Annotated in this window: 19 protein-coding genes and 1 pseudogene; 4 read left to right on the top strand and 16 right to left on the bottom strand. The window is 49.2% G+C overall.

All coding sequences use genetic code 11. The annotated features are described in order from the left end of the window. Positions 1–13 precede the first annotated feature (13 nt). The 3 genes from ACO0LL_RS15740 to ACO0LL_RS15730 form a co-directional block, all read right to left on the bottom strand. Complete coding sequence (locus tag ACO0LL_RS15740; RefSeq protein WP_422951794.1) at positions 14–373, bottom strand: 5-carboxymethyl-2-hydroxymuconate Delta-isomerase; 360 nt, start codon at positions 371–373, stop codon at positions 14–16. A gap of 38 nt (positions 374–411) precedes the next feature. Then, entirely contained in the window at positions 412–897 is a 486-nt protein-coding gene (locus ACO0LL_RS15735) for a GNAT family N-acetyltransferase (protein WP_422951793.1), read from the bottom strand. A 97-nt stretch (positions 898–994) separates the two neighbouring features. After that, positions 995–1,420 (bottom strand): hypothetical protein, encoded by a 426-nt coding sequence (locus ACO0LL_RS15730; RefSeq protein ID WP_422951792.1) that lies wholly within the window; start codon positions 1,418–1,420, stop codon positions 995–997. A gap of 171 nt (positions 1,421–1,591) precedes the next feature. On the opposite strand from ACO0LL_RS15730, the gene ACO0LL_RS15725 reads away from it, so the two are divergent. Beyond that, complete coding sequence (locus ACO0LL_RS15725; RefSeq protein WP_232063727.1) at positions 1,592–2,272, top strand: MarC family protein; 681 nt, start codon at positions 1,592–1,594, stop codon at positions 2,270–2,272. Positions 2,273–2,376: 104 nt separating this feature from the next. Here the strand turns inward: ACO0LL_RS15725 and ACO0LL_RS15720 are convergent, their stop codons facing one another. The 9 genes from ACO0LL_RS15720 to ACO0LL_RS15680 form a co-directional block, all read right to left on the bottom strand. Beyond that, on the bottom strand, positions 2,377–2,682 hold the full coding sequence (locus ACO0LL_RS15720) for a hypothetical protein (protein ID WP_162040187.1): 306 nt from the start codon (positions 2,680–2,682) through the stop codon (positions 2,377–2,379). A 99-nt stretch (positions 2,683–2,781) separates the two neighbouring features. Continuing rightward, positions 2,782–4,323, bottom strand: a complete 1,542-nt coding sequence (locus ACO0LL_RS15715; RefSeq protein WP_422951791.1) for a SpoVR family protein — start codon at positions 4,321–4,323, stop codon at positions 2,782–2,784. A gap of 8 nt (positions 4,324–4,331) precedes the next feature. Continuing rightward, a complete protein-coding gene (locus ACO0LL_RS15710; RefSeq protein WP_422951790.1) occupies positions 4,332–5,603 on the bottom strand; it encodes a YeaH/YhbH family protein in 1,272 nt (423 codons plus the stop codon). A 56-nt stretch (positions 5,604–5,659) separates the two neighbouring features. After that, positions 5,660–7,582, bottom strand: a complete 1,923-nt coding sequence (locus ACO0LL_RS15705; RefSeq protein WP_422951789.1) for a PrkA family serine protein kinase — start codon at positions 7,580–7,582, stop codon at positions 5,660–5,662. Between the two features lie 431 nt (positions 7,583–8,013). Continuing rightward, positions 8,014–10,314 carry a putative bifunctional diguanylate cyclase/phosphodiesterase gene (locus ACO0LL_RS15700; protein ID WP_422951788.1) on the bottom strand — a complete coding sequence of 767 codons (2,301 nt, stop codon included), beginning with the start codon at positions 10,312–10,314 and terminating at the stop codon, positions 8,014–8,016. A 466-nt stretch (positions 10,315–10,780) separates the two neighbouring features. After that, entirely contained in the window at positions 10,781–11,593 is an 813-nt protein-coding gene (locus tag ACO0LL_RS15695; RefSeq protein ID WP_422951787.1) for an ABC transporter ATP-binding protein, read from the bottom strand. 2 nt (positions 11,594–11,595) lie between these two features. Next, a complete protein-coding gene (ntrB, locus tag ACO0LL_RS15690; RefSeq protein WP_422951786.1) occupies positions 11,596–12,495 on the bottom strand; it encodes a nitrate ABC transporter permease in 900 nt (299 codons plus the stop codon). Positions 12,496–12,504: 9 nt separating this feature from the next. Further along, positions 12,505–13,674, bottom strand: a complete 1,170-nt coding sequence (locus tag ACO0LL_RS15685; RefSeq protein WP_422951909.1) for a CmpA/NrtA family ABC transporter substrate-binding protein — start codon at positions 13,672–13,674, stop codon at positions 12,505–12,507. A gap of 404 nt (positions 13,675–14,078) precedes the next feature. Further along, positions 14,079–14,756 (bottom strand): ANTAR domain-containing response regulator, encoded by a 678-nt coding sequence (locus tag ACO0LL_RS15680; RefSeq protein ID WP_422951908.1) that lies wholly within the window; start codon positions 14,754–14,756, stop codon positions 14,079–14,081. A gap of 144 nt (positions 14,757–14,900) precedes the next feature. On the opposite strand from ACO0LL_RS15680, the gene tsaD reads away from it, so the two are divergent. Beyond that, the gene (gene tsaD, locus ACO0LL_RS15675; RefSeq protein ID WP_422951785.1) at positions 14,901–15,929 is read left to right on the top strand and encodes a tRNA (adenosine(37)-N6)-threonylcarbamoyltransferase complex transferase subunit TsaD; all 1,029 of its coding nucleotides are present in this window, start codon (positions 14,901–14,903) and stop codon (positions 15,927–15,929) included. Positions 15,930–15,946: 17 nt separating this feature from the next. On the opposite strand, the gene ACO0LL_RS15670 is transcribed toward tsaD, so the two are convergent. The 3 genes from ACO0LL_RS15670 to ybaK form a co-directional block, all read right to left on the bottom strand. Continuing rightward, positions 15,947–16,408: a cache domain-containing protein gene (locus ACO0LL_RS15670; RefSeq protein ID WP_422951784.1), complete on the bottom strand. Its 462-nt coding sequence runs from the start codon at positions 16,406–16,408 to the stop codon at positions 15,947–15,949. A 96-nt stretch (positions 16,409–16,504) separates the two neighbouring features. Then, on the bottom strand, positions 16,505–17,170 hold the full coding sequence (gene plsY / locus ACO0LL_RS15665; RefSeq protein WP_422951783.1) for a glycerol-3-phosphate 1-O-acyltransferase PlsY: 666 nt from the start codon (positions 17,168–17,170) through the stop codon (positions 16,505–16,507). 87 nt (positions 17,171–17,257) lie between these two features. Next, the gene (gene ybaK / locus ACO0LL_RS15660) at positions 17,258–17,749 is read right to left on the bottom strand and encodes a Cys-tRNA(Pro) deacylase (protein ID WP_422951782.1); all 492 of its coding nucleotides are present in this window, start codon (positions 17,747–17,749) and stop codon (positions 17,258–17,260) included. 603 nt (positions 17,750–18,352) lie between these two features. Between ybaK and ACO0LL_RS15655 the strand changes: the two genes are divergently transcribed. Both ACO0LL_RS15655 and ACO0LL_RS15650 read left to right on the top strand, forming a co-directional pair. Continuing rightward, on the top strand, positions 18,353–20,953 hold the full coding sequence (locus ACO0LL_RS15655; protein ID WP_422951781.1) for a TonB-dependent receptor plug domain-containing protein: 2,601 nt from the start codon (positions 18,353–18,355) through the stop codon (positions 20,951–20,953). Positions 20,954–21,054: 101 nt separating this feature from the next. Continuing rightward, on the top strand, positions 21,055–23,106 hold the full coding sequence (locus ACO0LL_RS15650) for a prolyl oligopeptidase family serine peptidase (RefSeq protein ID WP_422951780.1): 2,052 nt from the start codon (positions 21,055–21,057) through the stop codon (positions 23,104–23,106). Positions 23,107–23,249: 143 nt separating this feature from the next. Here ACO0LL_RS15650 and ACO0LL_RS15645 read toward each other — a convergent pair. Further along, positions 23,250–23,978: pseudogene (locus ACO0LL_RS15645) on the bottom strand (IS3 family transposase); the annotation flags it as partial.

Genomic DNA, 23,978 nt, shown 5'->3' with positions numbered 1-23,978 from the left:
TATGATGGCCTTATCAATTAGCCAGATGCGCCTTTGCATACGTTTCCTTGTCAATTTCCAGCACCTCAACACAAAGCTGCACATCCAGCCCCTGCGACCAGGCTTGTGCAGCCTGGATAACTGCCAGCACACGCTCTGACAATTCACGTTTGACTTCGGTGCTGCGCCCTCTCAATATCACCAGTTTGGCATGCAAAAAAGCGCGCGCAGCAGGCGCGGTGCCAATGACCACCTCATCAAAGCGGATTGCCCGGCTCTTGATATCGATTTCCTTGAAATGCCCTGTCTCAGCTAAAGATTCATTAATTTGCAATAGTAACTCCCTGGCTTGCAAGGGCAGATTACTGGAATATTCTACGGTCAGATGAGGCATGTTTTCTTTCTGATGATTTGAGAAAATGTGACTGAATTTTATAACGTGACCTGCATGAGCAGATAAGAGTTTCTGATATCAGTCTGCACAAAACCGCAAGAGCCATACATGCCAGCAGCCGGGTTTTGTGGATGCACGGTCAGAGAAACCTGTTCTATGCCACGCTGGCGTGCCGCATCCAATGCTGCCAGCATCATTAATTTGCCATAACCCTTGTGTTGAAATGCGGGCAAAAGCGCGATGCCAAGCTGCGGTGTATGTTCATTGATATACGCCAGCCCCATGCCATCTGGCACGAGACGCATCCAGCAAGCGCCTATGGGAGCAGCTTCGCCCTCAATGTTGGCGATGACGCCGATATCGCTGGCACGCCCCCAGTCTTCTGCATAGATGCGTACATGAGGCAGTTGCAGGGTTTCCAGCGGGCGCAAACCCGCGGGCGGCGGGTCCCACAAAGCGACGTGCAGAAAATTCCTGAGCAAGTCCTGATGCTCAGGAAGTAAGGGAGAGAAACTGATGCTCATGAGTTTGCCGGGCCTGGGGTAAAGATTGCCTATGACTTTCTATTTTAAGCAAATACCCAGCTTCTTGCACTTAAGTCGATGCCATGCCTGCAAAATTTTATGAACGAGATACGGCAAGCCCGGCAGAAGCGCTGGCTTTCTTCAATTCTTCTTCAGCGTTACATCCGCCCACCTGCTCAGTGTCGAAGATGCGCGGTTCCCATTTACTTTCCATCAGGGATATTTTCTTGGCCGTGAGGTAGTAGCGGGTGCATGGCTGCACGTCGAGAGCGAGTGTCTTCTGGGTCGGCAGACGTGAACCGGAATGACGAAGCTCCAGCGTCACCAGATGTTTGCCGGGCGTCACCGACACCGGCCCCTGGAAGTAATAAGTCTGATCGACAGCCACGATACGAACCGGGTATTCATGATCAATCAGGGGGCGGTCAGGTTTGTCGCTCAGATAAGAAAGAGGAGCCGTCGTCTCACAGGCCGCAAGCAAAGTCAGAGTTGCTACAGCGGCCAATTTACATAAGGAGTTCATCTATTTTCTGCCACGGAATTGCTGTAAATTACAGTGTACTAACATTCTAGGCCATGCTGCGATCGCCAGCCATGAACAAAAAGTATCAATTTGTACTTCAAAGCCTGACCTGACAGTCGCGGTAGCCGGATTTCTGATGCATAATCATTAGCCCATATTCAAGGAGTGTACATGAGCATCACGATGATCATATTTTTCAAGGCCCTGATCGTAGTACCGATCACCTTGCTGCCCATCCTGAACCCGATTGCCATTGCACCTATCTTCTTGTCCATGACAGGACCGATAGAACCACCGCTGGCTAACCGGCTGGCAAAACGCATTGCCCTGAATTGTTTTTTCCTGCTCATGGGCGCTATCTTCATAGGTTCTTATGTACTGGATTTTTTTGGCATCTCCCTGCCCATCGTCCGGGTCGCCGGTGGTATCGTGGTTGCCATGGCGGGCTGGAAATTGCTGAACGACCAGGGCCAGGATAATTTGCGTAATTCTGTCGCCGCATCCCATGGCGGCAGCTGGACCCGGGAAGAGCTGCGCCGCCGCAGTTTTTATCCATTCAGCTTCCCTCTGACCGTGGGGCCGGGCACCATCGCCGCTTCAGTCACGCTGGGTACGCAGATGCCGCACAAGCCTGTCGATTGGATCATTACCGGCATCGCCTCACTGATAGGGGTATTGCTGACCAGCCTGGTCATTTACCTGTGCTACCGCTTTGCCCGCAATATGGAGAGAATACTGGGTGATGTCGGCGCTATCGTATTGCTGCGCCTGTCTGCCTTTATTTTGCTCTGTATAGGCATAGAAATTGGTTGGGCAGGTATTTCTGATTTGCTGGGGGATTTGAAGCACTAAGAAGCAATAAGCACATGACAGGTATAAACCTGGTCATGTGCTTCATGTGCCTCATTTGCTATTAACACTCTCTCTGAACGAGAGAGCAGTTTACTTATTTCTACTTATTCCGCGTTGGATACCGGCTCATTGAGCATCAGGGCATGCTCTACTATCTCGGTTTCGTCACCAATACGGCTATTCCAGGCGCGTACAAAATAATTCTTTTCTGCCTGCGTCGGCGCATCGTACCAGATCACCATCAGGGTGCCTTTGTGATCATGTATCTTGGCCAGCTTGGTAATACACACGGTATTGCCATCAATATCTGCCAGCCCCATCGCATAACCATAGACACGGCTCAGGCGCTCTATACGGTCTGGTTCGGTTTCGCTATTGGTGGCAGAAATTTTTGGGTGGTCCAGATACATGGCGCGTCTCCGTCTTCTGATAATCGTTTTTCATTCTAACTGATAGACAGCACTGTCGCTACCGGGATTTAAGCTCATCGCCTTGCCAGCCTCAAAAACTCAGGGCCTGTTGCGTTTTTCCCATTTGCATTCCTGCCTTGCCAGGACTTTGGACTCAGGGTCAACCGTTTCCAGATACACATCAAAACCCCATAATCTGGCCACGTGCTTCAACATTTCGCCTGTTTGCGGGTTCAATGGGCGGCGCAGGTATTGAGTATGGCGCAGGGTCAGGGCTCTGTCTCCCTGCATATCGACTGACCAGACCTGGATATTGGGTTCGCGGTTGCCGAGATTATATTGTCCAGCCAGTTGCTCGCGCAGATAACGGTAGCCATGCTCATCATGAATCGCAGAAATCAGCAATTTATCCTTGCTGTCATCATCAAGAATGGAAAAGAAATGAAAGTCACGCATCAGTTTCGGCGACAGATACTGGGCAATAAAGCTTTCATCCTTGAAATTGCGCATGGCAAATTGCAAGGTCTTTTGCCAGTCAGAACCGGCAAAGTCAGGGAACCATTCCCGGTCTTCCTCCGTTGGGTCTTCACATATGCGGCGTATATCGCGCATCATGGCAAAGCCCAACGCATATGGGTTGATGCCGTTAAAGTAGCGGCTGCCTACCGGCGGTTGATACACGACATTGGTATGGCTCTGCAAGAACTCCATCATGAAGCCGTCACCAACGACGCCTTCTTCATACAGCTGTTGCAGTATGGTGTAATGCCAAAAGGTGGCCCAGCCCTCGTTCATGACCTGGGTCTGACGCTGCGGATAAAAATATTGCGACACCTTGCGTATGATGCGCACGATCTCACGTTGCCAGGGTTCCAGCAGCGGAGAATATTTCTCGATGAAATACAAGAGATTTTCTTGCGGCTCTGCCGGGAAACGCTGTTTGACCATACTCTCAGGTGCTTCATTGCGCCTCGGTATCGTGCGCCACAAATCATTGACCTGAGACTGCATGTACTTCTCGCGCTCTTCCTGACGTTCCCGCTCTTCAGCCAGGGAGATGCGGGCCGGGCGTTTATATCGATCTACCCCATAATTCTGCAGGGCATGGCAGGAATCAATGATCAACTCCACTGCTTCCATGCCGTAACGCTGTTCGCAGTCGGCAACGTAATTCTTGGCGAACAACATATAATCAATAATCGCCTCGGCGTCAGTCCAGGTACGGAACAGGTAATTCCCCTTGAAAAAGGAATTATGTCCGTAAGCTGCATGCGCGATCACCAATGCCTGCATGGTCAGGCTATTTTCTTCCATGAGGTAGGAAATACAGGGATTGGAATTGATGACTATCTCATAGGCCAAGCCCATCTGCCCGCGCTTGTAGCTTTTTTCTGTCGATAAGAAATGCTTGCCGAAAGACCAGTGGTTATAAGATACCGGCATGCCGACTGAGGCATAGGCATCCATCATCTGTTCAGCGGTAATGATCTCCAGCTGATTTGGATAGGTATCAAGGCCAAATTGCCCGGCTACGCGGCGTATTTCTTCATGCGCCTGCTCTATCAGTTCGAAAGTCCATTCTGATTGTTCGGGCAAGGCGCGGGCATGTTTTTTTCTGGGGCTGACATGGTCGTTTTCCATGGATTACCTCATTTCGGCTGCTTCTTGAACAGTTCCCGAAAAACCGGATAAATATCCGCCGGTGTTTCTATTTTTTGCATCGCAAAGTGCGCACTTTGCTCGGCCACTTTTTCATATTCCAGCCACAGATTTTGCGGCTGGCCATCGGTAATTTCTACATAGGCGTAATATTGCACCAGAGGCATGATGCTATTGAGGAGCAATTGCTTGCAGGTGGCAGAGTCATTGTCCCAATTGTCACCATCCGAGGCCTGCGCCACATACACATTCCAGTCCGATGCAGCATAACGTTCACGCACAATTTGAGCGAGCAGGTTCAGGGCTGAAGAAACGATGGTGCCACCTGATTCACGCGAATGAAAAAAAGCGTCTTCATCCACTTCCAGCGCCGTCGTGTGATGGCGTATGAAGACAACTTCTATTTTTTCATAGGCGCGTGTCAAGAACAGGTAAAGCAAGATGAAGAAGCGTTTTGCCGTATCTTTTTTTTGCTCATCCATGGAACCGGACACATCCAGCAGACAAAACATCACACACTGGCTGGCGGGTTTGGGCACCTTGACACGGTTGCTGTAACGCAGATCAAATGGATCAAGAAAAGGGATGGCCAGCAAACGCATGCGCAGGTGATGTATTTCCTCTTTCAGCGCAACGAAGTGGGGTTCTTTGGGGTCCACCCCTACTTCCAGCAAGACCGTCATTTCTTGCTCTGCATCCTTGAGCCGGCGGGCAGACTTGCCACCCACCGCTATCCGCCTGCCCATGGCGCCGCGCAAGGAACGCAGCACATGCAGGCTGGACGCAGTGCCCGAGGTTTTATAGCCTGCACGCTGGCTCTTGAAATCGGTCGTCGAAGTGAGCTGGGTCTTGACCATATTGGGCAATTCCAGGTCTTCGAAAAAGTAATTCATGAATTCTTCGCGCGACAACTGAAATACGAAATCATCTTCGCTGGGGTCTTCACTATTGCCGCCCTGCCCTTTGCCAGAGCCACCACTACCGCCTTTGGGCCTGGCTACCTGGTCACCGCGCTGATATTGCTCATTACCTGGCTGCACACCTTCCCAGACACCGCCATGGGCATGACCAAAACTTGGCTCATTGACATCCTTGACGGGAATGGAAATGCGTTCACCACTTTCTATATCAGTAATAGAACGACCTTTAACTGCTCTGGCAACAGCATCTTTAATCTGCCCTTTATAGCGACGCAAAAAGCGTTCGCGATTCGGGGCAGACTTGTTTTTACCCTGGACACGCCGGTCAATCAAATGAACCAAAATGCTCTCCCGTTTGCCCTGAAATTTACTGCTTCACTCTTCTATTCATGCTGCGATCAGGAAGATTTCCTTACCCGCAAATACCATTCGCATAACAGGCGTACCTGTTTGGCGGTGTAGCCTTTGGCGACCATGCGTTCAACAAATTCCTGGTGCTTGTTCGAATCGTCGGCGCTGGCTTTGGCATTGAATGAAATGACAGGCAATAACTCTTCTGTATTCGAGAACATTTTTTTCTCGATAACAGTGCGCAGTTTTTCATAACTGGTCCAGGCTGGATTTTTACCGGCATTTTGCGCCCTCGCCCTCAGCACGAAATTGACGATTTCGTTGCGGAAGTCTTTAGGGTTGGAAATGCCTGCCGGTTTTTCTATTTTCTCCAGTTCATTGTTCAAGGCATCGCGGTCAAAACTCTCGCCGGTATCGGGATCGCGGAATTCCTGATCCTGTATCCAGAAATCGGCAAAGGTCACATAACGGTCAAAGATGTTCTGGCCATATTCGGAATAACTTTCCAGGTAAGCCGTCTGGATTTCCTTGCCTATGAATTCCGCATAGCGTTGTGCCAGATATTCCTTGATGTACGACACATACTTTTGCTCAATCTCCGGCGCAAATTGCTCGCGTTCTATTTGCTGCTCCAGCACATATAGCAAGTGCACGGGGTTGGCCGCTACCTCGGTATTATCGAAGTTAAACACCTTGGATAAAATCTTGAAGGCGAAGCGTGTTGACAGACCATTCATGCCTTCATCAACACCGGCATAATCAGCATATTCCTGCCGTGACTTGGCCTTGGGATCAGTATCCTTGAGATTCTCGCCATCATAGACCTGCATCTTGCTGAAGATACTGGAATTTTCTGGTTCCTTCAGACGTGACAATACAGCAAATTGCGCCATCATTTTCAGCGTGCCGGGCGCACATGGTGCTGCTGCCAATGAGGAAGTGCGTACCAGTTTGTCGTAGATTTTTATTTCATCATTGACGCGCAGGCAATACGGTACTTTGACGATATAAATACGGTCGAGGAAGGCTTCATTGTTCTTATTGTTTTTAAAGGTTTTCCATTCTGATTCATTTGAGTGAGCCAGTATGATGCCTTCAAACGGTATCGCGCCAAAACCTTCTGTACCTTTGAAATTGCCTTCCTGAGTGGCCGTCAGCAATGGATGCAAGACCTTGATCGGCGCCTTGAACATTTCCACGAATTCCATCAGGCCCTGATTCGCCAGGCATAAGCCACCTGAATAGCTGTAGGCATCAGGATCATCCTGTGCATATTCTTCGAGCTTGCGGATATCGACCTTGCCTACAAGGGAAGAAATATCCTGATTATTTTCGTCACCTGGCTCAGTTTTGGAAACTGCAATCTGCTTCAATACCGAGGGGTAGCGTTTGACCACACGGAATTGATTGATATCGCCATTGAACTCATGCAGGCGCTTGACCGCCCATGGGCTGGGTATATTTTTCAGGTAACGGCGTGGGATACCAAAATCTTCTTCGAGCAAAATCCCGTCTTCATCTTCGTTGAACAAACCGAGAGGCGATTCATTAACGGGCGAACCCTTGATGCAGTAGAAGGGTATCTTCTCCATCAGCGATTTCAGCCTTTCAGCGATGGACGATTTACCGCCACCGACAGGACCCAGAAGATACAGGATTTGCTTGCGCTCTTCCAGACCTTGCGCAGCATGGCGGAAGTAGGAAACGACTTGTTCTATGACTTCTTCCATGCCGTAAAATTCACGGAAGGCAGGATAGATCTTGATGACTTTATTTGAGAAGATGCGTGAGAGCCGCGAGTCATGCCGGGTATCAACCAGCTCAGGCTCACCGATGGCAGCCAGCATACGCTCCGAAGCGCTGGCATATACCAGCCTGTCCTTCTTACAAAGATCCAGGTATTCCTGCATGGAATACTCTTCTTCACGAGTACGTTCATACCGCGCGGTGTAGTTGTCAAAGATATTCATCCCGACCTCCATGGATAAGCAGAAAACTTGCAAATACCGAACCGGTCTGGTGGCAATTCAAATCAAACTGATCACATCAAATTAATTGCCAGCCAGCACACTACAACTTTAGTGTAGTTGAAATTATCAAAACGTGCAGACGAAATTGTTACTCTGTGCAAAATGTTGGAAATAAGCAAAACGAATTCAGTTACTCTAAATTTGTTAAATGAATTAAGTAAAGCGAATTAGGTTAAACGAATTAAGTTAAACCTGCGCTTGAGCATGATCACACACAAAGCATCAATCTACACTATCCAACGCAATTGCGTGGATGACGTTGACAGCGAATGTTAATTTATGTGATGAAGTATTCCGCAGATGCACAAATTTTTATGCGCATTCCATCGCAAATCATTGATGCATATGCGGGAAATATGACATGAAAAATGTCAGGCAAGTTTGAATTTGTAAGATGGCGCAGCTTCTTTGGCTGGCATTTCAGTGAGCAGCAATTCCAGTGCGGAGACTTCGAGTGGCCTGTAATAATAATATCCCTGGAAGTAATCGCAGCCTATCTCTTTGAGGAACCGTTCCTGCTCTTCGTTTTCGACCCCCTCGGCCACCGTGTGACAAGACAGGATATTGGCCAGCGAGATAATCGCCTTGATGATCATTTCGCTCTTCTTGTTATTGCCTATCTGAGCAACGAAGGAACGGTCAATCTTGACGCTCTGTGCCGGGAAATGGCTGAGCTTGGACAGCGATGAATAACCGGTACCAAAGTCATCAATCGCAATATTGAAACCGCGCGCCTTGAGCTCATCAAGATGATGTATGGTCAGGGCCTCATTGGCGATCAGGCCGGTCTCGGTAATCTCAAATTCGATATAAGAAGGTGCAATATCATAACGGTTGCAACAATTATCTATCAGTTGCAGCAAGTCATTGCGGGCGATATCTGTTGCTGACAAATTCAGCGCAATTACGGGACAATCAGCAAAACGGTTGAGCCAGTCCCTGACCTGGCAACAGACCTGGTTCATGACATAGTTGCTGATCAGGCGTATCAAGCCGGCGCGCTCGGCAATCGGAATAAATTCTGCCGGGGCGACATTGCCAAGGCTGGGTGATTCCCAGCGCAGCAAAGCTTCCAGACCTGCGATCTTGCCATGCTTATCGACCTTGGGTTGATATACCAGGCGGAATTCATCTTGCTTGAGACCATTGACGATACCGACTTCAATCTCGACACTGCGGCGTATTTGCAGGGCATCTTCTTCATCGAACAAGGTGACACTCTGGTCACTGGAGCGGCGGGCAGTATCGAGTGCCACTTCGCTACGGCGTATCAGATCATCTGGATCAACATCTTCTGACCTCACCAGGGCGATACCGGCCGAGAACTGTATCAATAAATTCTCACCATTGATTTCCAGCTCTTTAGGTAAATTATTTCTGACTTTTTCTACCAGTTTGATAATTTCACCTGGGGTACGCGAATTCTCGACGACAAATGAAAACACGATACTGCGCAGGCGTGCGCAAAAACAATTCTTCGGCAAGGCACGTGACAATTCTTCGGCAAAACGGCGCAGCAGGATATCGCCAGTATGAGCACCAAACTGCTGATTGGCATGACGTATGCTGTTCAGCCGGAAAGACACCAGAGCAGTGACTTTGGTCTCATCATTATTGGCAAACACGCCTTGCAGGTGGCTGCGCAACATGTCTCGGTTGGGGAGATTGGTCAGTGCATCATGACGGCTCAGGTAATCTTCACGCTGCAAGCTCAGTTGCAGCGCATGGTGCATGGAATGCAGACCAGAAACATCGCGCAAGGCGACGATGTAGTGATCGGTAGAAGTCTGTGAAATATTTTCCAGTGCAACCAGTTTGCCATCACGTGTGCGGTAAGCCGACATGCGCATGTTTTCTGATTCTTCGGCATTCGGGCTTTTCAGACGCACACTGTTATCCAGTGACAACCAGCCAAACAAGGCACGGTCGCCATCATCATCCGCTTCACGTCCAAGTAAATTATTGGCCAGCTGGTTCGCCTGCAGGATTTGCCCGCTGGCGTCAGTCAACAGCAAAGCCGTGCCGGCATTCTGGAACACTTCTTCATACTGCGCATGGCTGACTTCCAGCGCTGCACTGGCCTGGCGATAACGCAATGCTGATACGTCAAGCTCATGCAACACCCTGAATACAGCCAGCGGTACGCAGGTATTAAAGAACAGGAATAACAGAGACTGTATATAGGTATTGCTGGCCGGCAGGGTGACATCAAAGCCCGGCACATTGAACAGGGGCCGGTTCAATAACAATAAAAGAAAAGGTAATACATTGAATGCCATCAGACCTATGGCAAGCCGGGTACCAAAGAACAGCCGGGCAATAATCGGGGTGGTATAGATGAAGATATAGCCAAACTTGGCTATTTCGAACTGATCGATGAGACAAACAATGGCGAATGCAGACGCATATACCGTGCCTATGAGTATAGCGGCACCGGCGCGCAGATGACGGGATGAATAGTACAGCCCCAATGCCAGCACAGCATAGAAAAAGCCAACCACCCACAGCACCTGATAAGCACCAACTGCGATTGCGTCCAGGGAACTGTGAATCGCTACTGCCGCCTCCAGCACAAAGCCAGACATCAAAATGATACGTAGTGCACTTAATTTCCATGCAGCGTGCTCGGCAGGCGTTAATGCACTTTCATTAAGAAAAAGCCAGCGAAACATGTCATGCAATCAATATAAAAAGCCAGAACCTGTTGCGCATTCATGGAAAAAATACCTGCATTCTTGCGGCAAAACAATTATTTGCCCTGAGGTATCTCTGACCACATTCACATCAACAAATCCCTATGAATCTGTAAAAAAATGTTTCCAAAAGAATTAGGCATTCTCTCATAGATTTAATTGATTTCCGCACATATTGTCACAATTAGCCGCATTAAAAATGAAAACTATTTTTCATTTGGTGAATTGAACAGAGACTTATATTTCATATTGCCGCGCTTTTTAGGACAAAACATTCCAAACATTGCATTTAGATAATTTATTACATAACAGCAAATACAATGCAGAAACGCCGTTTCATTGCCAAAAAACAATGAAACGGCGACGATAATAGAGTTTCTACAAACCACTATCTTTAAAGCAACTCAGAAACGCCGATTCCAGCAAATGCTTTATTCAGGCAAGTTCAGGCGGCATCATGCACAGGATGTGATTGACGGTGATATAAGAACTCCAGCACTTGAGTACGGTAAGCTGCATATTGTGGATTTTGCGCCAGCGCTACGCGGTCACGCGGCCTGTCCAGATCGACTTTCAAGATGTCACCTATCGTCGCTGCCGGACCATTGGTCAGCATGACGATACGGTCAGACAGCAATACCGCCTCATCCACATCATGCGTCACCATGACCACGGTGGATTGCGTCTTGGCAACGATCTTCAGCAATTCATCTTGCAGATGCGCACGCGTGAGGGCATCAAGAGCACCGAAGGGCTCGTCCATGAGCAAGACTTTGGGTTCTATCGCCAATGCCCGGGCGATACCTACACGCTGTTTCATGCCACCAGAAATTTCATTCGGGCGTTTTTTCTCGGCATGCGTGAGACCCACCAGTGACAGCGCTTGCATGGTGCGCTTTTGCAGCTTGGTCCCATTCTCGGTTGCGCCAAACACACGCTCGACTGCCAGGAAGACATTTTCATAGCAGGTCAGCCAGGGCAATAAAGAATGATTCTGGAACACCACGCCGCGTTCTGGTGATGGGCCGGAAATTTCCCTGTGCGCGCACAGCAAGGTACCAGCACTGGCATTGGTCAAGCCAGCAATCAAATTCAACAGCGTCGATTTGCCACAACCAGAGTGGCCTATCAGGGTGATGAACTCGCCCTTCTTGACATTCAGATTGATATCGCGCAGTGCATGGAAACTGCCTTTTTTGGTATTGAAGACCATCTCTACCTGATTGATCTCTATGTACTTGTTGTCGATTTCATTCATGATCATGTCCCCACATCTTCATAAGTAAAGGCGCGTGCTATCGCTACCAGGATTTGCTCCAATATCAGCCCCACCATGCCGATGACGACGATGGCAATGATGATGTGTGGTACGTTCAGATTATTCCATTCATCCCAGACCCAGAAGCCTATGCCTACGCCACCTGTCAGCATTTCTGCAGCGACGATGACCAGCCAGGCCGTGCCTATCGCCAGCCTGACGCCCGTCAGCATATACGGCAGAACCGAAGGCAGGAGAATACGGGTGATGATTTTCCATTCAGACAAATTGAGTACGCGGGCGACATTCATATAATCTTGCGGCACTCGCTGCACACCAATTGAGGTGTTAATGATCATAGGCCAGATGGAGCAGATGAAGATAGACCATATCGCCGCCGGATGAGCCGACTTGAATACCAGCAAACCTATGGGCAACCAGGCCAGTGGCGAGACTGGCTTCAACAGGCTGATAATGGGATTGAACATACCGGACAAAAACTTGAAACGGCCTATCAAAAATCCCAGCGGTATGCCTACCGCTGCAGCCAGGCCAAAGCCAACTGCGACCCGTTTGAGAGAGGCAAAAATATTCCAGCCTATACCCTGGTCATTTGGCCCCTTTTGATAAAAGGGATCAGAAAACACCTTGATGGCTTCCTGCAAAGTCACCCATGGTGAAGGGAAAGTCGTGTTCTTGATTGCGATGATTTCCCAGATCAAAATCAGCATGCCTATGCCAAATAAAGGCGGCAACACACTCAGGAAAAATGGCCGGAACGAGCGTGGTCTTTTTTCTGCTTTGGTTTTGATTTCCTTTACCACGTTAACTTCCGTCACTGTAGTTGCTGCGCTGCTGGTATCACCTGCGGCAGACATTGCACTATGCACCAAGGTATTCATGACAACTCCTTAAGCCTTGATTTTGAAAGAAGCTGCGTAGGCAGCCGGGTTCTTGCCATCCCAGACCGTACCGTCCATGAACTTGCTGCTGCGCATGGGGTCTTTTGGTACAGATACCTTGGCCATGGTCGCAGCATCTTTGTAGATATCGATGCGGTTAACCGCTTTTGCCACCGCCAGGTAATCCGGGTCAGCTTTCAACAAGCCCCAACGTTTGTGCTGAGTCAGGAACCACATGCCATCTGACAGGTAAGGGAAATTCACTGCACCGTCATTAAAGAATTTCATGTAGTTAGGATCATCCCAAGTCTTGCCCAGGCCATTCTGGTAGCGTCCCAAAATACGCTGGTTGATGACATCGACCGAAGTATTCACATAGGATTTATCGGCAATGGTTTCTGCCATCTTGGTCTTGTTGGACAGGGACGCATCGATCCAGCGGCTGGCATCGAGAATCGCGGCCACAACTGCCCGCGCAGTGTTTGGATATTTCTGTACGAATTCAGACGTAGTGCCCAAAACTTTTTCTGGATGGTCTTTCCAGATGTCCTGTGTCGTTGCCGCGGTGATACCTATGCCGTCTGCAATCGCCCTATGGTTCCAGGGTTCACCTACGCAATAACCATCCATATTACCGACCCGCATATTTGCCACCATTTGCGGTGGTGGTACGGTAATGACCTTGGCATCTTTCATGGGGTTGATACCGTGGGCAGCCAGCCAGTAATACAACCACATCGCATGGGTGCCAGTAGGGAAAGTCTGGGCAAAAGTGTATTCTCGCTTGTCGCTTTGCATGAGCTTGGCCAGGCCAGCGCCATCTACAGCGCCCTTCTCTGCCAGCTTCTTCGACAAGGTAATCGCCTGGCCGTTATTGTTCAGCGTCATCAGCACGGCCATGTCTTTTTTATTGCCGCCTACCCCGAGCTGCACACCATAGATCAGGCCATATAAAACATGGGCAGCATCCAGCTCGCCATTGACGAGTTTGTCACGCACGCTGGCCCAGGAAGATTCTTTGCTTGGGATAATCTTGATACCGTATTTTTTATCAAAACCCAGCACCGATGCCATCACCACCGAAGCACAATCAGTCAGCGGAATGAAGCCTATGTGCACCTCTTCTTTTTCTGGCTTGTCTGATCCCGCAGCCCATACCCCACCGGTACTCAAGCCCATGATGCCTGCCCCGCTTGCCAGTGCGGCAGTTTGCAAGAAACTGCGACGTTTGAAATTAGGTTCATTTTCTTCCTGCGTCTTGATGAGATTATTAGAAGTTTCCTGATTCGACATGTCTGCACTCCAGCTAAATTGATTTCTATAATGAAAAAAGGTGTCGTTCCACCACGGATAAACCGGATGGAAAGACACCTTTGTCTTGTGAGGTGACCGCCGTTAGTCAGACTCACATTTTTTCTGAAGCGCCAGCTTTGGCACTTTCTTTAGCTACAGCAATTGCCGTGCCAGCTTAAATTAAAGGACTCGGCTCTTCATGCCAATACTATGAAGCGAAATCCTCTTAAAAATACCAGTTGCTGCGCACTCAAATGACGCAACGCACCATTTGCATGCACAAGCTTGGCTCAGCCACCGAGCAAATCCACCACATCCAGCATGCGCTGCGCCAGATCCACCAGCTTCAGGTTTTTTTCCATGGCTTGCTTGCGCATTTTTTGATAGGCCTCGTTTTCTGAAAGATGATGACGCTCCATCAGCAGCCCCTTGGCACGTTCTATTGTTTTGCGTTCCTGCAGCTTGGCCTTGGTATCGGATAATTCGCTACGCAGCTTTTGATCTGCATTGAAGCGCGCCATGGCGACATCCAGCACAGGCTTGATGCGCTCAGACTGCAAACCGGCAACTACATAGGCCGAGACGCCAGCTTCCATGGCGGCGGCCATATTCGACTGGTTGCCATCTTCAGTAAACAAAACGATGGGGCGAGGCGCATCACGGGTCAGCATGACCATATGTTCCAGCACATCACGCGAATCAGACTCGGCATCAATAATGATCATGTCTGGCTGCAACTGGGCGATGCGCTCGCTCATATAGATGTCGCCAGGAATAACGGCGATGATGTTATAACCCGCTTGCAGCAAGCCTATGCGCAAGGCGCGTGAGCGGGCCAATTGTGCCTGGGCGTGTTCCTGCAACTCGTCTTCGCGCTGGATGACCGTGTTCACCACCACAATCCGCAGACTGGTTGATGCTGGTGTTGCCGGTGTTGTCGCTTCGTCAGTATTTGCTTTGCCGCGCATTGATGGCCCATGCCAGATATAATTACGTTTACCAGCAATAGCAAGAATCACACCAATCCCTGCGCTGGAATACAAGTGGACAATCGCTTGCATTCTTGCCATGCCTATGTCATTCGCTTGCTTTTCCCTTACTTAGAAACAGATATGATAGTTCTCGGCGTTGAATCCTCCTGTGACGAAACCGGCCTGGCCTTGTATGACACAGAGCGCGGCCTGCTTGCGCATGCCCTGCATTCGCAAATCGCCATGCACCAGGAATATGGTGGGGTCGTGCCGGAACTGGCGTCACGCGACCATATACGCCGCGCCCTGCCTCTGCTGACCGAAGTGTTGACTAAGTCTGGCACAGAAAAACAAGCTATAGATGCGATTGCCTATACCCAGGGACCAGGCCTGGCTGGTGCCTTGCTGGTCGGTGCTTCGGTTGCCTGTGGCCTGGGCATGGCACTGGATAAGCCCGTGCTCGGTGTCCATCATCTGGAAGGCCACCTGCTGTCTCCCCTGCTGGCCAGCCAGCCACCCGAATTTCCCTTCGTTGCCTTGCTGGTCTCTGGCGGGCATACCCAGTTGATGCGGGTGGATGGCGTTGGTCGTTACCAGCTATTGGGAGAAACCCTGGACGATGCGGCAGGTGAGGCTTTTGACAAGTCAGCCAAATTGCTGGGTTTGTCTTATCCGGGCGGACCGGCTATCTCGCGCATGGCAGAGTTTGGTGACCCGGCGGCTTACCAGTTCCCGCGCCCCATGCTGCACTCCAAGGACTTGAACTTCAGTTTCTCTGGTTTGAAGACAGCGGTACTGACGGTTGTTAAAAACCACCCGGCAAATATATGTGAGCAGGACAAGGCAAATATTGCGCGTGGTTTTGTCGATGCCATCGTCGCCGTGCTGACCGCCAAATGCGTCACCGCGATGAAGGAAAGTGGCCTGAAGCGTCTGGTGATCGCTGGTGGTGTTGGGGCCAACCAGCAGTTGCGCGCGTCCCTGAATGCGGCAGCAGCGAAGAAGCGTTTCCAGGTGTATTACCCTGAGCTGGAGTTTTGCACCGACAATGGCGCGATGATCGCCTTTGCCGGTGCCATGCGCCTGAAAAACAATCCCGGTCTGGCGACCAGGGATTACGGCTTTAATGTGAAGCCGCGCTGGCCTTTACAGGAATTGATTGCCACCTGAATTTATCCACGGCAGTACTATTTATAGATGCCGCAGCCGACGATCACATTCTCGAATTTCTCCACATACATGGACTTGGGTTCGATCTGCTTGGTCGTGGGATTAACGAATTTATAATCCTGCCAGGCTTTGCCCTTGGCTTTGACCAGTTCTATACGCTCACGTATAAAAAATTTGCCATCGACATCGGTGAGGTCAAACATCTCCTTGCCTACCATCTTGGGATTCAGGTGGGCGAGATTTTTGCCATTCATGTCATACACAACGACATATAAGTCACGATCCTGATACTGACCATCGCGCTTGTTGATCTCGGCTACAGCCGCCTCGACACCATGCTTTTTCATCGCATCGATGGCTTTTTGCACCATGGCCTTGGCCTCATTGGCACTGCCATGCTCCGCTGCCTGAGCCGGAAAACTCATCAAGCCCAGAGTGAACACGCCTGCCATCCAAAGTTTCACAAATCGCGTCAGCATAAGCAAACCCCTCATTTATGAATTAAAAAGCATGGAGCTTTTTAAGCATAAGTGAGGGGTAGCGAATAATCTAGATTTATTTACAATATTTAAGACTTATTTTTGCTTGTCCTGCTTTTTATCTTCTTTCTTGTCGTCTTTCTTGTCATCTTTCACTGCCGTCTTCTTGCTACCCAGACGGCTTTCCTTGCCTGCGATCAGGTTCGCGATATTCTGGCTATGGCGATACACCAGCAGCCCGCTCATCACGGCAATGGCCGCCATTTTGATGTCAGGCCCAAACAAGAGACCATAATAAAAAGGCGCAAATATCGCTGCGACCAGGGCTGCGAGTGAAGAGTAACGGAAAGCAAACGCCACCATCATCCAGCTCACCAGCGTCGCCACACCCAGCCAGATATCAATGCCGATCAAGATACCGGCTGCGGTTGCTACGCCTTTGCCGCCAACGAACTTGAAAAACACTGGCCACAAATGGCCGATGAATACTGCCAGGGCAACGATGGCAACGCCGGTGTCACCAAGATCAAACTGATCCTGGTAGTGGATTGCCAGCCATACCGCCAACCAGCCCTTGAAGGCATCGCCCAACAGCGTCAACACCGCTGCGGCCTTGTTCCCGCTACGCAGTACATTGGTCGCTCCCGGATTTTTTGAGCCATACGTGCGCGGATCAGCCAGGCCAAACAGCTTGCTGACCACCACTGCAAACGACAGTGAACCGATCAGGTAAGCGGCAACTGCCGCCAGTATTGTATTCATCTTATTCCTTCATTTCTTTAAGCTTCGCAAGTATAAGCCAGGCTAGTAGCAGAATCAGCTAGCCTGGCAAAATTCTTGGAACTGGATTCATTCGTCGATGGCACAATCGACTGGCCGTGCCTGCAACAGACTTTCCAGCAAGCCGGGGGCTATGCCTATCAGATAGCCGCGCTGGCCACCGTTGATATAAATTTTTGGCAGGGCCAGTATGCTGCGCTCTACATAAACAGGCATGGCCTTTTTAGTGCCAAAGGGGGACGTGCCACCAACCAGGTAACCTGAATGCTTTTGCGCATTTTCAGGCTTGCAGGGTTCGACTGACTTGCAGCCTATCTGCCGGGCCAGGTTTTTGGTAGAAACCTTTTTGTCCCCATGCATGAGCACGATCATGGGCTTGGCAGCGTCATCCTGCATGACCAGGGTTTTCACAACGTGGTGCTCATCCACACCGAGTTCACGGGCTGACACCGAAGTACCACCATGTTCTTCATACGCATACGGGTGCTCGGTAAACTCAGCCTTGTGCTTGCGCAGCAACTGCGTTGCCTGGGTGACTGATACATGTTCTTTCTTGGCCAAATTACACTCTCAAAAACAGGATTTACTAAAAGATAGGCGCAAATTATATCGTTTCAACATGCCAGGCTGGCACGCAATAACAGATTAAAAATCACTTTATTTTGAGTCTGGGTACTTAACTCATTTGATGTACAAACTGACAAACTAAAAAACAGCCAGCGCAGATGCTTATCAGTCTGGTGCAAGCTGCGAATTACCTAGCATAGCTATACGCATAAAAAAAATGTATATTTGCACTACAAATATACATTTTTATCAAGATGCCAAATGACAAATAAAAGAAACACAAAATAATGTCAGGAAAATAAGCAAAATTACGAATTCTCATGTCTGAAAAAATCATTTACAAAATTTAATCTTTATTAAATGCTTAATATTTTTTTCCGTCGCGAGTAAGCAACAATTATTAACAATCCAGTTACATTCCATTACATAATACCGCGCAAACCAGAGGGTCATTCTGGTTTTGCCTGCATGGCTAAAAAAATATAACAGGTCATGCAGTTAGCTCTATCGGTGCTGATCAAGCCGACCATACAACAGCAAAACGGTTTGATTGTTGCCGATAAAATTAATAACAACTTAAGGTGGAAGTGAAAATATATGTACCTGAAAGAAAAAAAAGCTTCTCAATTGGTGCGTACTGCCCTGTGCCTGATGGCCGGCTCTATGCTCACCATGAACGGTTACGCGCAAGCCGTTACAGAGGAACCTGCAAAACTGCAAAAAATTGAAATTACCGGTTCAAACATTAAACGTGTGCAGACCGAAGGTGCCTCACCGGTACAGATCATTACCAGAGCAGAGCTGGAAAAAACAGGTGCCACCAGCTTGTCATCTGTTATTCAAAATCTTTCGTCAAACAATGCCGGTGCCCTGACCGGTGTTGAATACAACGGTTTCTCTCCAGGCGCAACGACTGCATCACTGCGTGGCCTGGGTAGCGGCGCCACCCTGGTACTGGTCAATGGCCGCCGTATTGCACAATATGGTATTACCGGCTTCCAGTCACAATTTGCCAATCTCGACGCGATACCTGTGGGTGCCGTTGATCATATCGACGTCTTGCTCGATGGCGCATCTGCAATTTATGGTTCAGAAGCGATCGCAGGCGTGATCAATATCTGGCTGAGAAAAGACTACACTGGCAGCGAAGTCAAAGTCAGTGGTGGCACAACCTCTCACGGCAAGGCAAAATCCAAAGACTTCAATCTCTCCTATGGCATGGGTGATATTGCAGCAGACAAGTTTAATCTGATGGGCTTTTTCGAGCATCACGACTCTGATGCCCTGTCCATGCGCGACATCAATGCCTATAACAGCCAGGATTACCGTGGCTTTGGCATTACCAAAGGCGATCGCCGCACAGCTTACTCAGTACCCGGTAATGTCCTGATCAATAACGTCATTACTGCACTGCCAGGATGCCCTACTGCTAACCTGGCACCAAACGGCCGCTGCCTGCTGGATCGTTTTGACTGGACTGATGCGGTTCCAAAACGTTCCAACGATTCCATCTTCGCCCGTGGCGAATATCAATTCAGCGCGAATCACAGCTTCTTCATCGAAGCTGGTGTCACACAAATCAAAACCAATTTGCGTTTTGATCCGCAGTTTTATGCGAACGACGACGCTGGTACTTTCACGGTAGCTGGTGGCAAGAGTTACCTGGTGCGTACCGGCGACCTGGGTGCTCGCACTATCGATGTCAAGGATACTGAAACACGTGTCATCGGCGGTTTCAAAGGCGCATTGGGTAGCTGGGAATACGATACTTCCATCGGCTATCTGCAAAGTAAAGTCAACGTAGATCAACGCGGATTCATCATCACCGATCAGATGGAAGCCGCACTGGCAAATGGCACTTATGTGCCTGGCGCCGCCAACAATGCAGCTGATGTGCGCGCCAGAATCTCTCCTATGTTGAGACGCCAGGGCGAGAATAAAACCTGGTTTGCTGATCTGAAAGTCAGTAATTCTGAATTATTTGAATTGCCAGGGGGCTTTGCCGGTGGTGCTGCCGGTATTGAATACCGCCGCGAATCCACCAGTGACGTCGATGATCAGTACTTCCTGGATCAACGCGTTTATTCCATCGGTGGTTTGCCGAAGTTGCCATTCTCCAGCCGCAATGTCGCATCTGCTTATGGCGAGTTGAATTTGCCTGTACTGAAATCCCTGGAATTATCTACTGCGGTGCGTGCAGATAATTACAGTGTCGGTGGCAATTCTCTGACACCTAAGATAGGTGCAAAATGGAGTGTACTCCCTACGGTAGTCTTGCGCGGCACGATTGCAAAAGGCTTCCGCGCCCCTAACTTCCGTGAAATTTCTCCATCTGTTTCAGTCGGTTTCTATAACGGTCAGCAAGATCCGGTACTGTGCCAGACTGGTAATGAACCAGACTGCAATATCTCGCTGAAGGCAAATATTTCTGGTAACGCTAACCTCAAGCCTGAAAAATCCACCAGCAACACTATCGGTATCGTTTGGGAACCGGTCAAGGACTATAGCGTCACACTGGACTATTACAAAATAGAACGCCGTGATGAAATCAGCTCGCTGGACATCACCTATCTGCTGTCGAATCAGAAAGACCCTAACTTCGCGAAATTCATCACCCGCGACAAAGGTGGTCATATCACTGAAGTAAGCCTGCCATACATCAACATCGGCAAGACCCAGGTCAGCGGCTTTGATCTGGACTTCAAGGGCAAACAGAATCTGGGTGAATACGGCAAATTGAACTTCCGTTCAAAAATGTCACTGACCAGGGAATATCTGACAACGCCATTCCCGGATAGCGAAACTGTCGATTACAACAAGACTTATAGCCAACCTGAATTCCGTGGTTCCCTCGCAGTTGGTTGGGAAAAAGGTCCATGGTCACATGAGGCATCTGGTAACTATATCTCGGGTTATGACTATGTTGGTACGCCAGCAGACAGCTGTAAGATTGACATCATTTATGGTGCACCAACTTCCTACTGCCGCGTAGCTGCAACTACTACCTGGAACTGGTTCACCGGTTACAAGGGCTTCAAAAACATGGAACTGGCATTGAACATCTCCAATCTGTTTGATACAAAGCCACCATTTGATGCCCGTAGCGCGCTGAACAATGGTTCATTCCCATACAACTCAGGTTATAACAGTCCATTTGGCCGTCGTTTCCAATTCTCTGTTAAATACGCGTTCAAATAATCAAAGCGATTATTGAAAAAACACGCAGCATTGCATCCATGTACAAGTAAATACAGGATCAAATTTTTGGGGGCCTAGTGCCCCCATTTTTAGGAGTAAACATGAAATTTCGTTCAACGCTGCAACATGTGATCGTTGCCGCTTTTGCTGCCTTGCCTATCTATGCTGCATATGCCGGAGCCCCGGCAGAAGCCAAGGCATATCAGAGTGCCGCTGAAATACCGGTAGAAGTTTTCTTCAAGCTGACTGATTACCGTGACTTGTCGATGTCACCGGATGGAAAAACCATCGCCGCGATCGTGCCACTGAATGGCCGTGGCAATCTGGTATTGATAGATCTTGCCACGCGCAAAGCCAAAGTCATCACTTCATCTCCCCGCTTTGACGTTGCCGAGAGTCGCTGGGTAGGCAATAAATATCTGTTCTATCGCACTGCCGACGGACAAGAAGCAAGGGGCCGTTTTGTCTATAAAGGTTCCTACTACTACGATATAGACAATGATAAAAGCATGGAGCTGGAAAATACGAATGAACGCAAGAAAGGCGACATTCATATTGACAGCATCATCATGGCAGAAGGTAATGATTCGCCAGAAGCCTATGTTTCCATGCGAGGAAGAAGCAAGGAATATGCGGATGTCTATAAATTCAACTTCAAAACCAGACGCTCGCAATTATTGACGTTTGAGTCACCAGGCCGTACAGAAGGCTGGGAACTGGATACTCATAAACGTCCGCGCATCGCACAAAGAGGTGAAATCCGTCCTGCAGCTGGCCAGCCGCAAATGACTGCCTACTATCACCGCCCCATCGACAGCGACAAATGGGAAAAGATATTCGAGCAGTCGAGCTACAACGATGGCACGATGTACGACGTGCTCGGCTTTGACAATGATGACCGCACCTTGTATGTCTCTACCAACAAAGATGGCCTGGATAAAATGGCCCTGTTCAAGTATGACACTGTCACCAAGAAATTTGGTGAGCTGGTGCATGCAGACCCTATATTTGATATCAATGGCCAGGGTGCCAGCGCACGCTTGATACGCGAAAGCAATGACGAGAATGGCAAGGTCGTTGGCTTGTATTATGATGCAGCTAAACCGACTCGCATCTGGTTTGGCGATAGCGCGAGAAAATCCCTGTCTGAGCAAATCGATGCCTCCCTGCCGGCAACCTACAATGCCTTCAGGCTGTCTTCTGATGGAAGCAAGGCTTTAGTCCATGCCACCTCAGACATACAGTCTGGCATTTACTATTTGTTTGACACACAAAAGAAAACCCTGGAACCCATAGTGCAGGACCGTGAGTGGGCAAATCCGGCCTTGATGGCAGAGCGCAAATATATAGGCTTCAAAGCACGTGACGGCTTACCTGTGTATGGTTACCTGACCTTGCCTAAAGGCACTGAGGCCAAGAACCTGCCATTGATCATGAATATTCATGGTGGCCCTATGGTGCGTGGTTATCACTTCTCTTCCTGGGGACGCTGGCCTGAAGCGCAATTCTTTGCCTCACGTGGCTATGCCGTACTGGAACTGGAACCACGCGGCTCAGAAGGTTATGGTCGCAACCATTATGTCAAGGCATGGAAGCAATGGGGTGGCACCATGCAGGATGATATCAATGATGGAGCCATGTTCCTGGTGCAGGAAGGCATAGTCGATAAAAAACGCATGGCGCTGATGGGTGGTAGTTACGGTGGCTACGCATCCCTGCAGGGCATGACCAGAGACCCTGATTTGTGGCGTTGCGCCAGCTCTGTCGTGGCCGTCAGTGATCTCGGCCTCTTGCAGAATGTTTCCTGGTCCGATACTTCAGAACTCGCGGATGCAGCAACCGGCGGCTACCTGAACAATGAATTCAAACTCTGGGTAGGCGATTCCAAAGCCGATGCCGCATTGTTTGAATTGCGCTCACCAGCCAGGAATGCCGCCAACGTCAAAGGCCCCATCATGCTGACCATGGGCTCGGATGACAGACGTGTTCCTCTGATTCATGGAGAAAAAATGCGTGATGCCTTGTTGAAAGCTGGCAAAACCCTGGATTACAAAGTCTATCCAGAAGAAGGACATGGTTTTAACAAAGACGTTAACGTATTTGACTTGTACAACCGTAGCGAAAAATTCTTTGCTCAGTGTTTAAAGAAATAATGCCGATTCTTTAGGCAATCACAGCCAAGTTCGCCAAGCAAGACAAAAAATCCCCTGTAATTGCAGGGGATTTTTTTGTTCTGTCATTTCCTGAAAAAATGAAGCAGGAAGACACAGTGTCCAGTCCTAAAATAGGTTGACAACTAAAAATGCAGTAAAGACGCCCGATGCACCGCATTGGGCGTTTTGTATTGGAGGGCTAAATGAGGCCTCTCGTTGTTGTAAATATCAATAGATTGCCTGACCATCTGTCGTGCTTCCTCCAGGTTCTTTGGCGTCGAGAGCAAGAATTCATTCTTTAGAATCCCATTAATACGTTCAGCCAAGGCATTCTGGTAACAATCGTACCCATCTGTCATCGAGCAAGTGATGTTGTGCTTTTGATGAATTTGCTGGTAATAGCTGGAACAATATTGAATTCCACGATCAGAATGATGGATCAAAGCTGACTGGCTTTTTCTGCTCTTAAGCGCTGCTTTGAAGGCACAACTGACCTCTTCCGTTTGCAAGCTTGCATGGACATGGTGCCCGACGATCTTTCTGGAGTGCAGATCCGTGATCAAGCTCAGATAGACAAATTTCTCTTTGGTCTGAATGTAGGTAATATCTGCCACCCAGACTTGCTCTGCCCTCGAAGCGATGACTTGTTGCGGCCCAGCCTTGAGTAAATTGGGATGCTTATGAAAGCGATGGTGGCTGTGTGTCGTCTTGTGATACGCCCGCCTGCATGGTACCAGTAATCGCCTTCCCTAAGTAATGCGAATAAACGATCTCTTCCTAGCTTAATGCCACGCTCTCTCATCTTTGCTTGAAGCAGGTGCTGCAATTTGCGTGTGCCTATCCGTGGCTGTCGCAAGCGCTTTTCTTTCACC

Origin of the sequence: Undibacterium sp. TC4M20W, from assembly GCF_049340245.1 — a bacterium.
GTDB lineage: Bacteria > Pseudomonadota > Gammaproteobacteria > Burkholderiales > Burkholderiaceae_D > Undibacterium.
This window is presented reverse-complemented; position numbering and strand designations above follow the sequence as displayed.

Coding starts and splice junctions, on each gene's coding strand:
- ACO0LL_RS15740 (WP_422951794.1), bottom strand. CDS start 373: ATGCCTCATCTGACCGTAGAATATTCCAGTAATCTGCCCTTGCAAGCC.
- ACO0LL_RS15735 (WP_422951793.1), bottom strand. CDS start 897: ATGAGCATCAGTTTCTCTCCCTTACTTCCTGAGCATCAGGACTTGCTC.
- ACO0LL_RS15730 (WP_422951792.1), bottom strand. CDS start 1,420: ATGAACTCCTTATGTAAATTGGCCGCTGTAGCAACTCTGACTTTGCTT.
- ACO0LL_RS15725 (WP_232063727.1), top strand. CDS start 1,592: ATGAGCATCACGATGATCATATTTTTCAAGGCCCTGATCGTAGTACCG.
- ACO0LL_RS15720 (WP_162040187.1), bottom strand. CDS start 2,682: ATGTATCTGGACCACCCAAAAATTTCTGCCACCAATAGCGAAACCGAA.
- ACO0LL_RS15715 (WP_422951791.1), bottom strand. CDS start 4,323: ATGGAAAACGACCATGTCAGCCCCAGAAAAAAACATGCCCGCGCCTTG.
- ACO0LL_RS15705 (WP_422951789.1), bottom strand. CDS start 7,582: ATGAATATCTTTGACAACTACACCGCGCGGTATGAACGTACTCGTGAA.
- ACO0LL_RS15700 (WP_422951788.1), bottom strand. CDS start 10,314: ATGTTTCGCTGGCTTTTTCTTAATGAAAGTGCATTAACGCCTGCCGAG.
- ACO0LL_RS15695 (WP_422951787.1), bottom strand. CDS start 11,593: ATGAATGAAATCGACAACAAGTACATAGAGATCAATCAGGTAGAGATG.
- ntrB (WP_422951786.1), bottom strand. CDS start 12,495: ATGAATACCTTGGTGCATAGTGCAATGTCTGCCGCAGGTGATACCAGC.
- ACO0LL_RS15685 (WP_422951909.1), bottom strand. CDS start 13,674: ATGGGCTTGAGTACCGGTGGGGTATGGGCTGCGGGATCAGACAAGCCA.
- ACO0LL_RS15680 (WP_422951908.1), bottom strand. CDS start 14,756: ATGCGCGGCAAAGCAAATACTGACGAAGCGACAACACCGGCAACACCA.
- tsaD (WP_422951785.1), top strand. CDS start 14,901: ATGATAGTTCTCGGCGTTGAATCCTCCTGTGACGAAACCGGCCTGGCC.
- ACO0LL_RS15670 (WP_422951784.1), bottom strand. CDS start 16,408: ATGCTGACGCGATTTGTGAAACTTTGGATGGCAGGCGTGTTCACTCTG.
- plsY (WP_422951783.1), bottom strand. CDS start 17,170: ATGAATACAATACTGGCGGCAGTTGCCGCTTACCTGATCGGTTCACTG.
- ACO0LL_RS15655 (WP_422951781.1), top strand. CDS start 18,353: ATGTACCTGAAAGAAAAAAAAGCTTCTCAATTGGTGCGTACTGCCCTG.
- ACO0LL_RS15650 (WP_422951780.1), top strand. CDS start 21,055: ATGAAATTTCGTTCAACGCTGCAACATGTGATCGTTGCCGCTTTTGCT.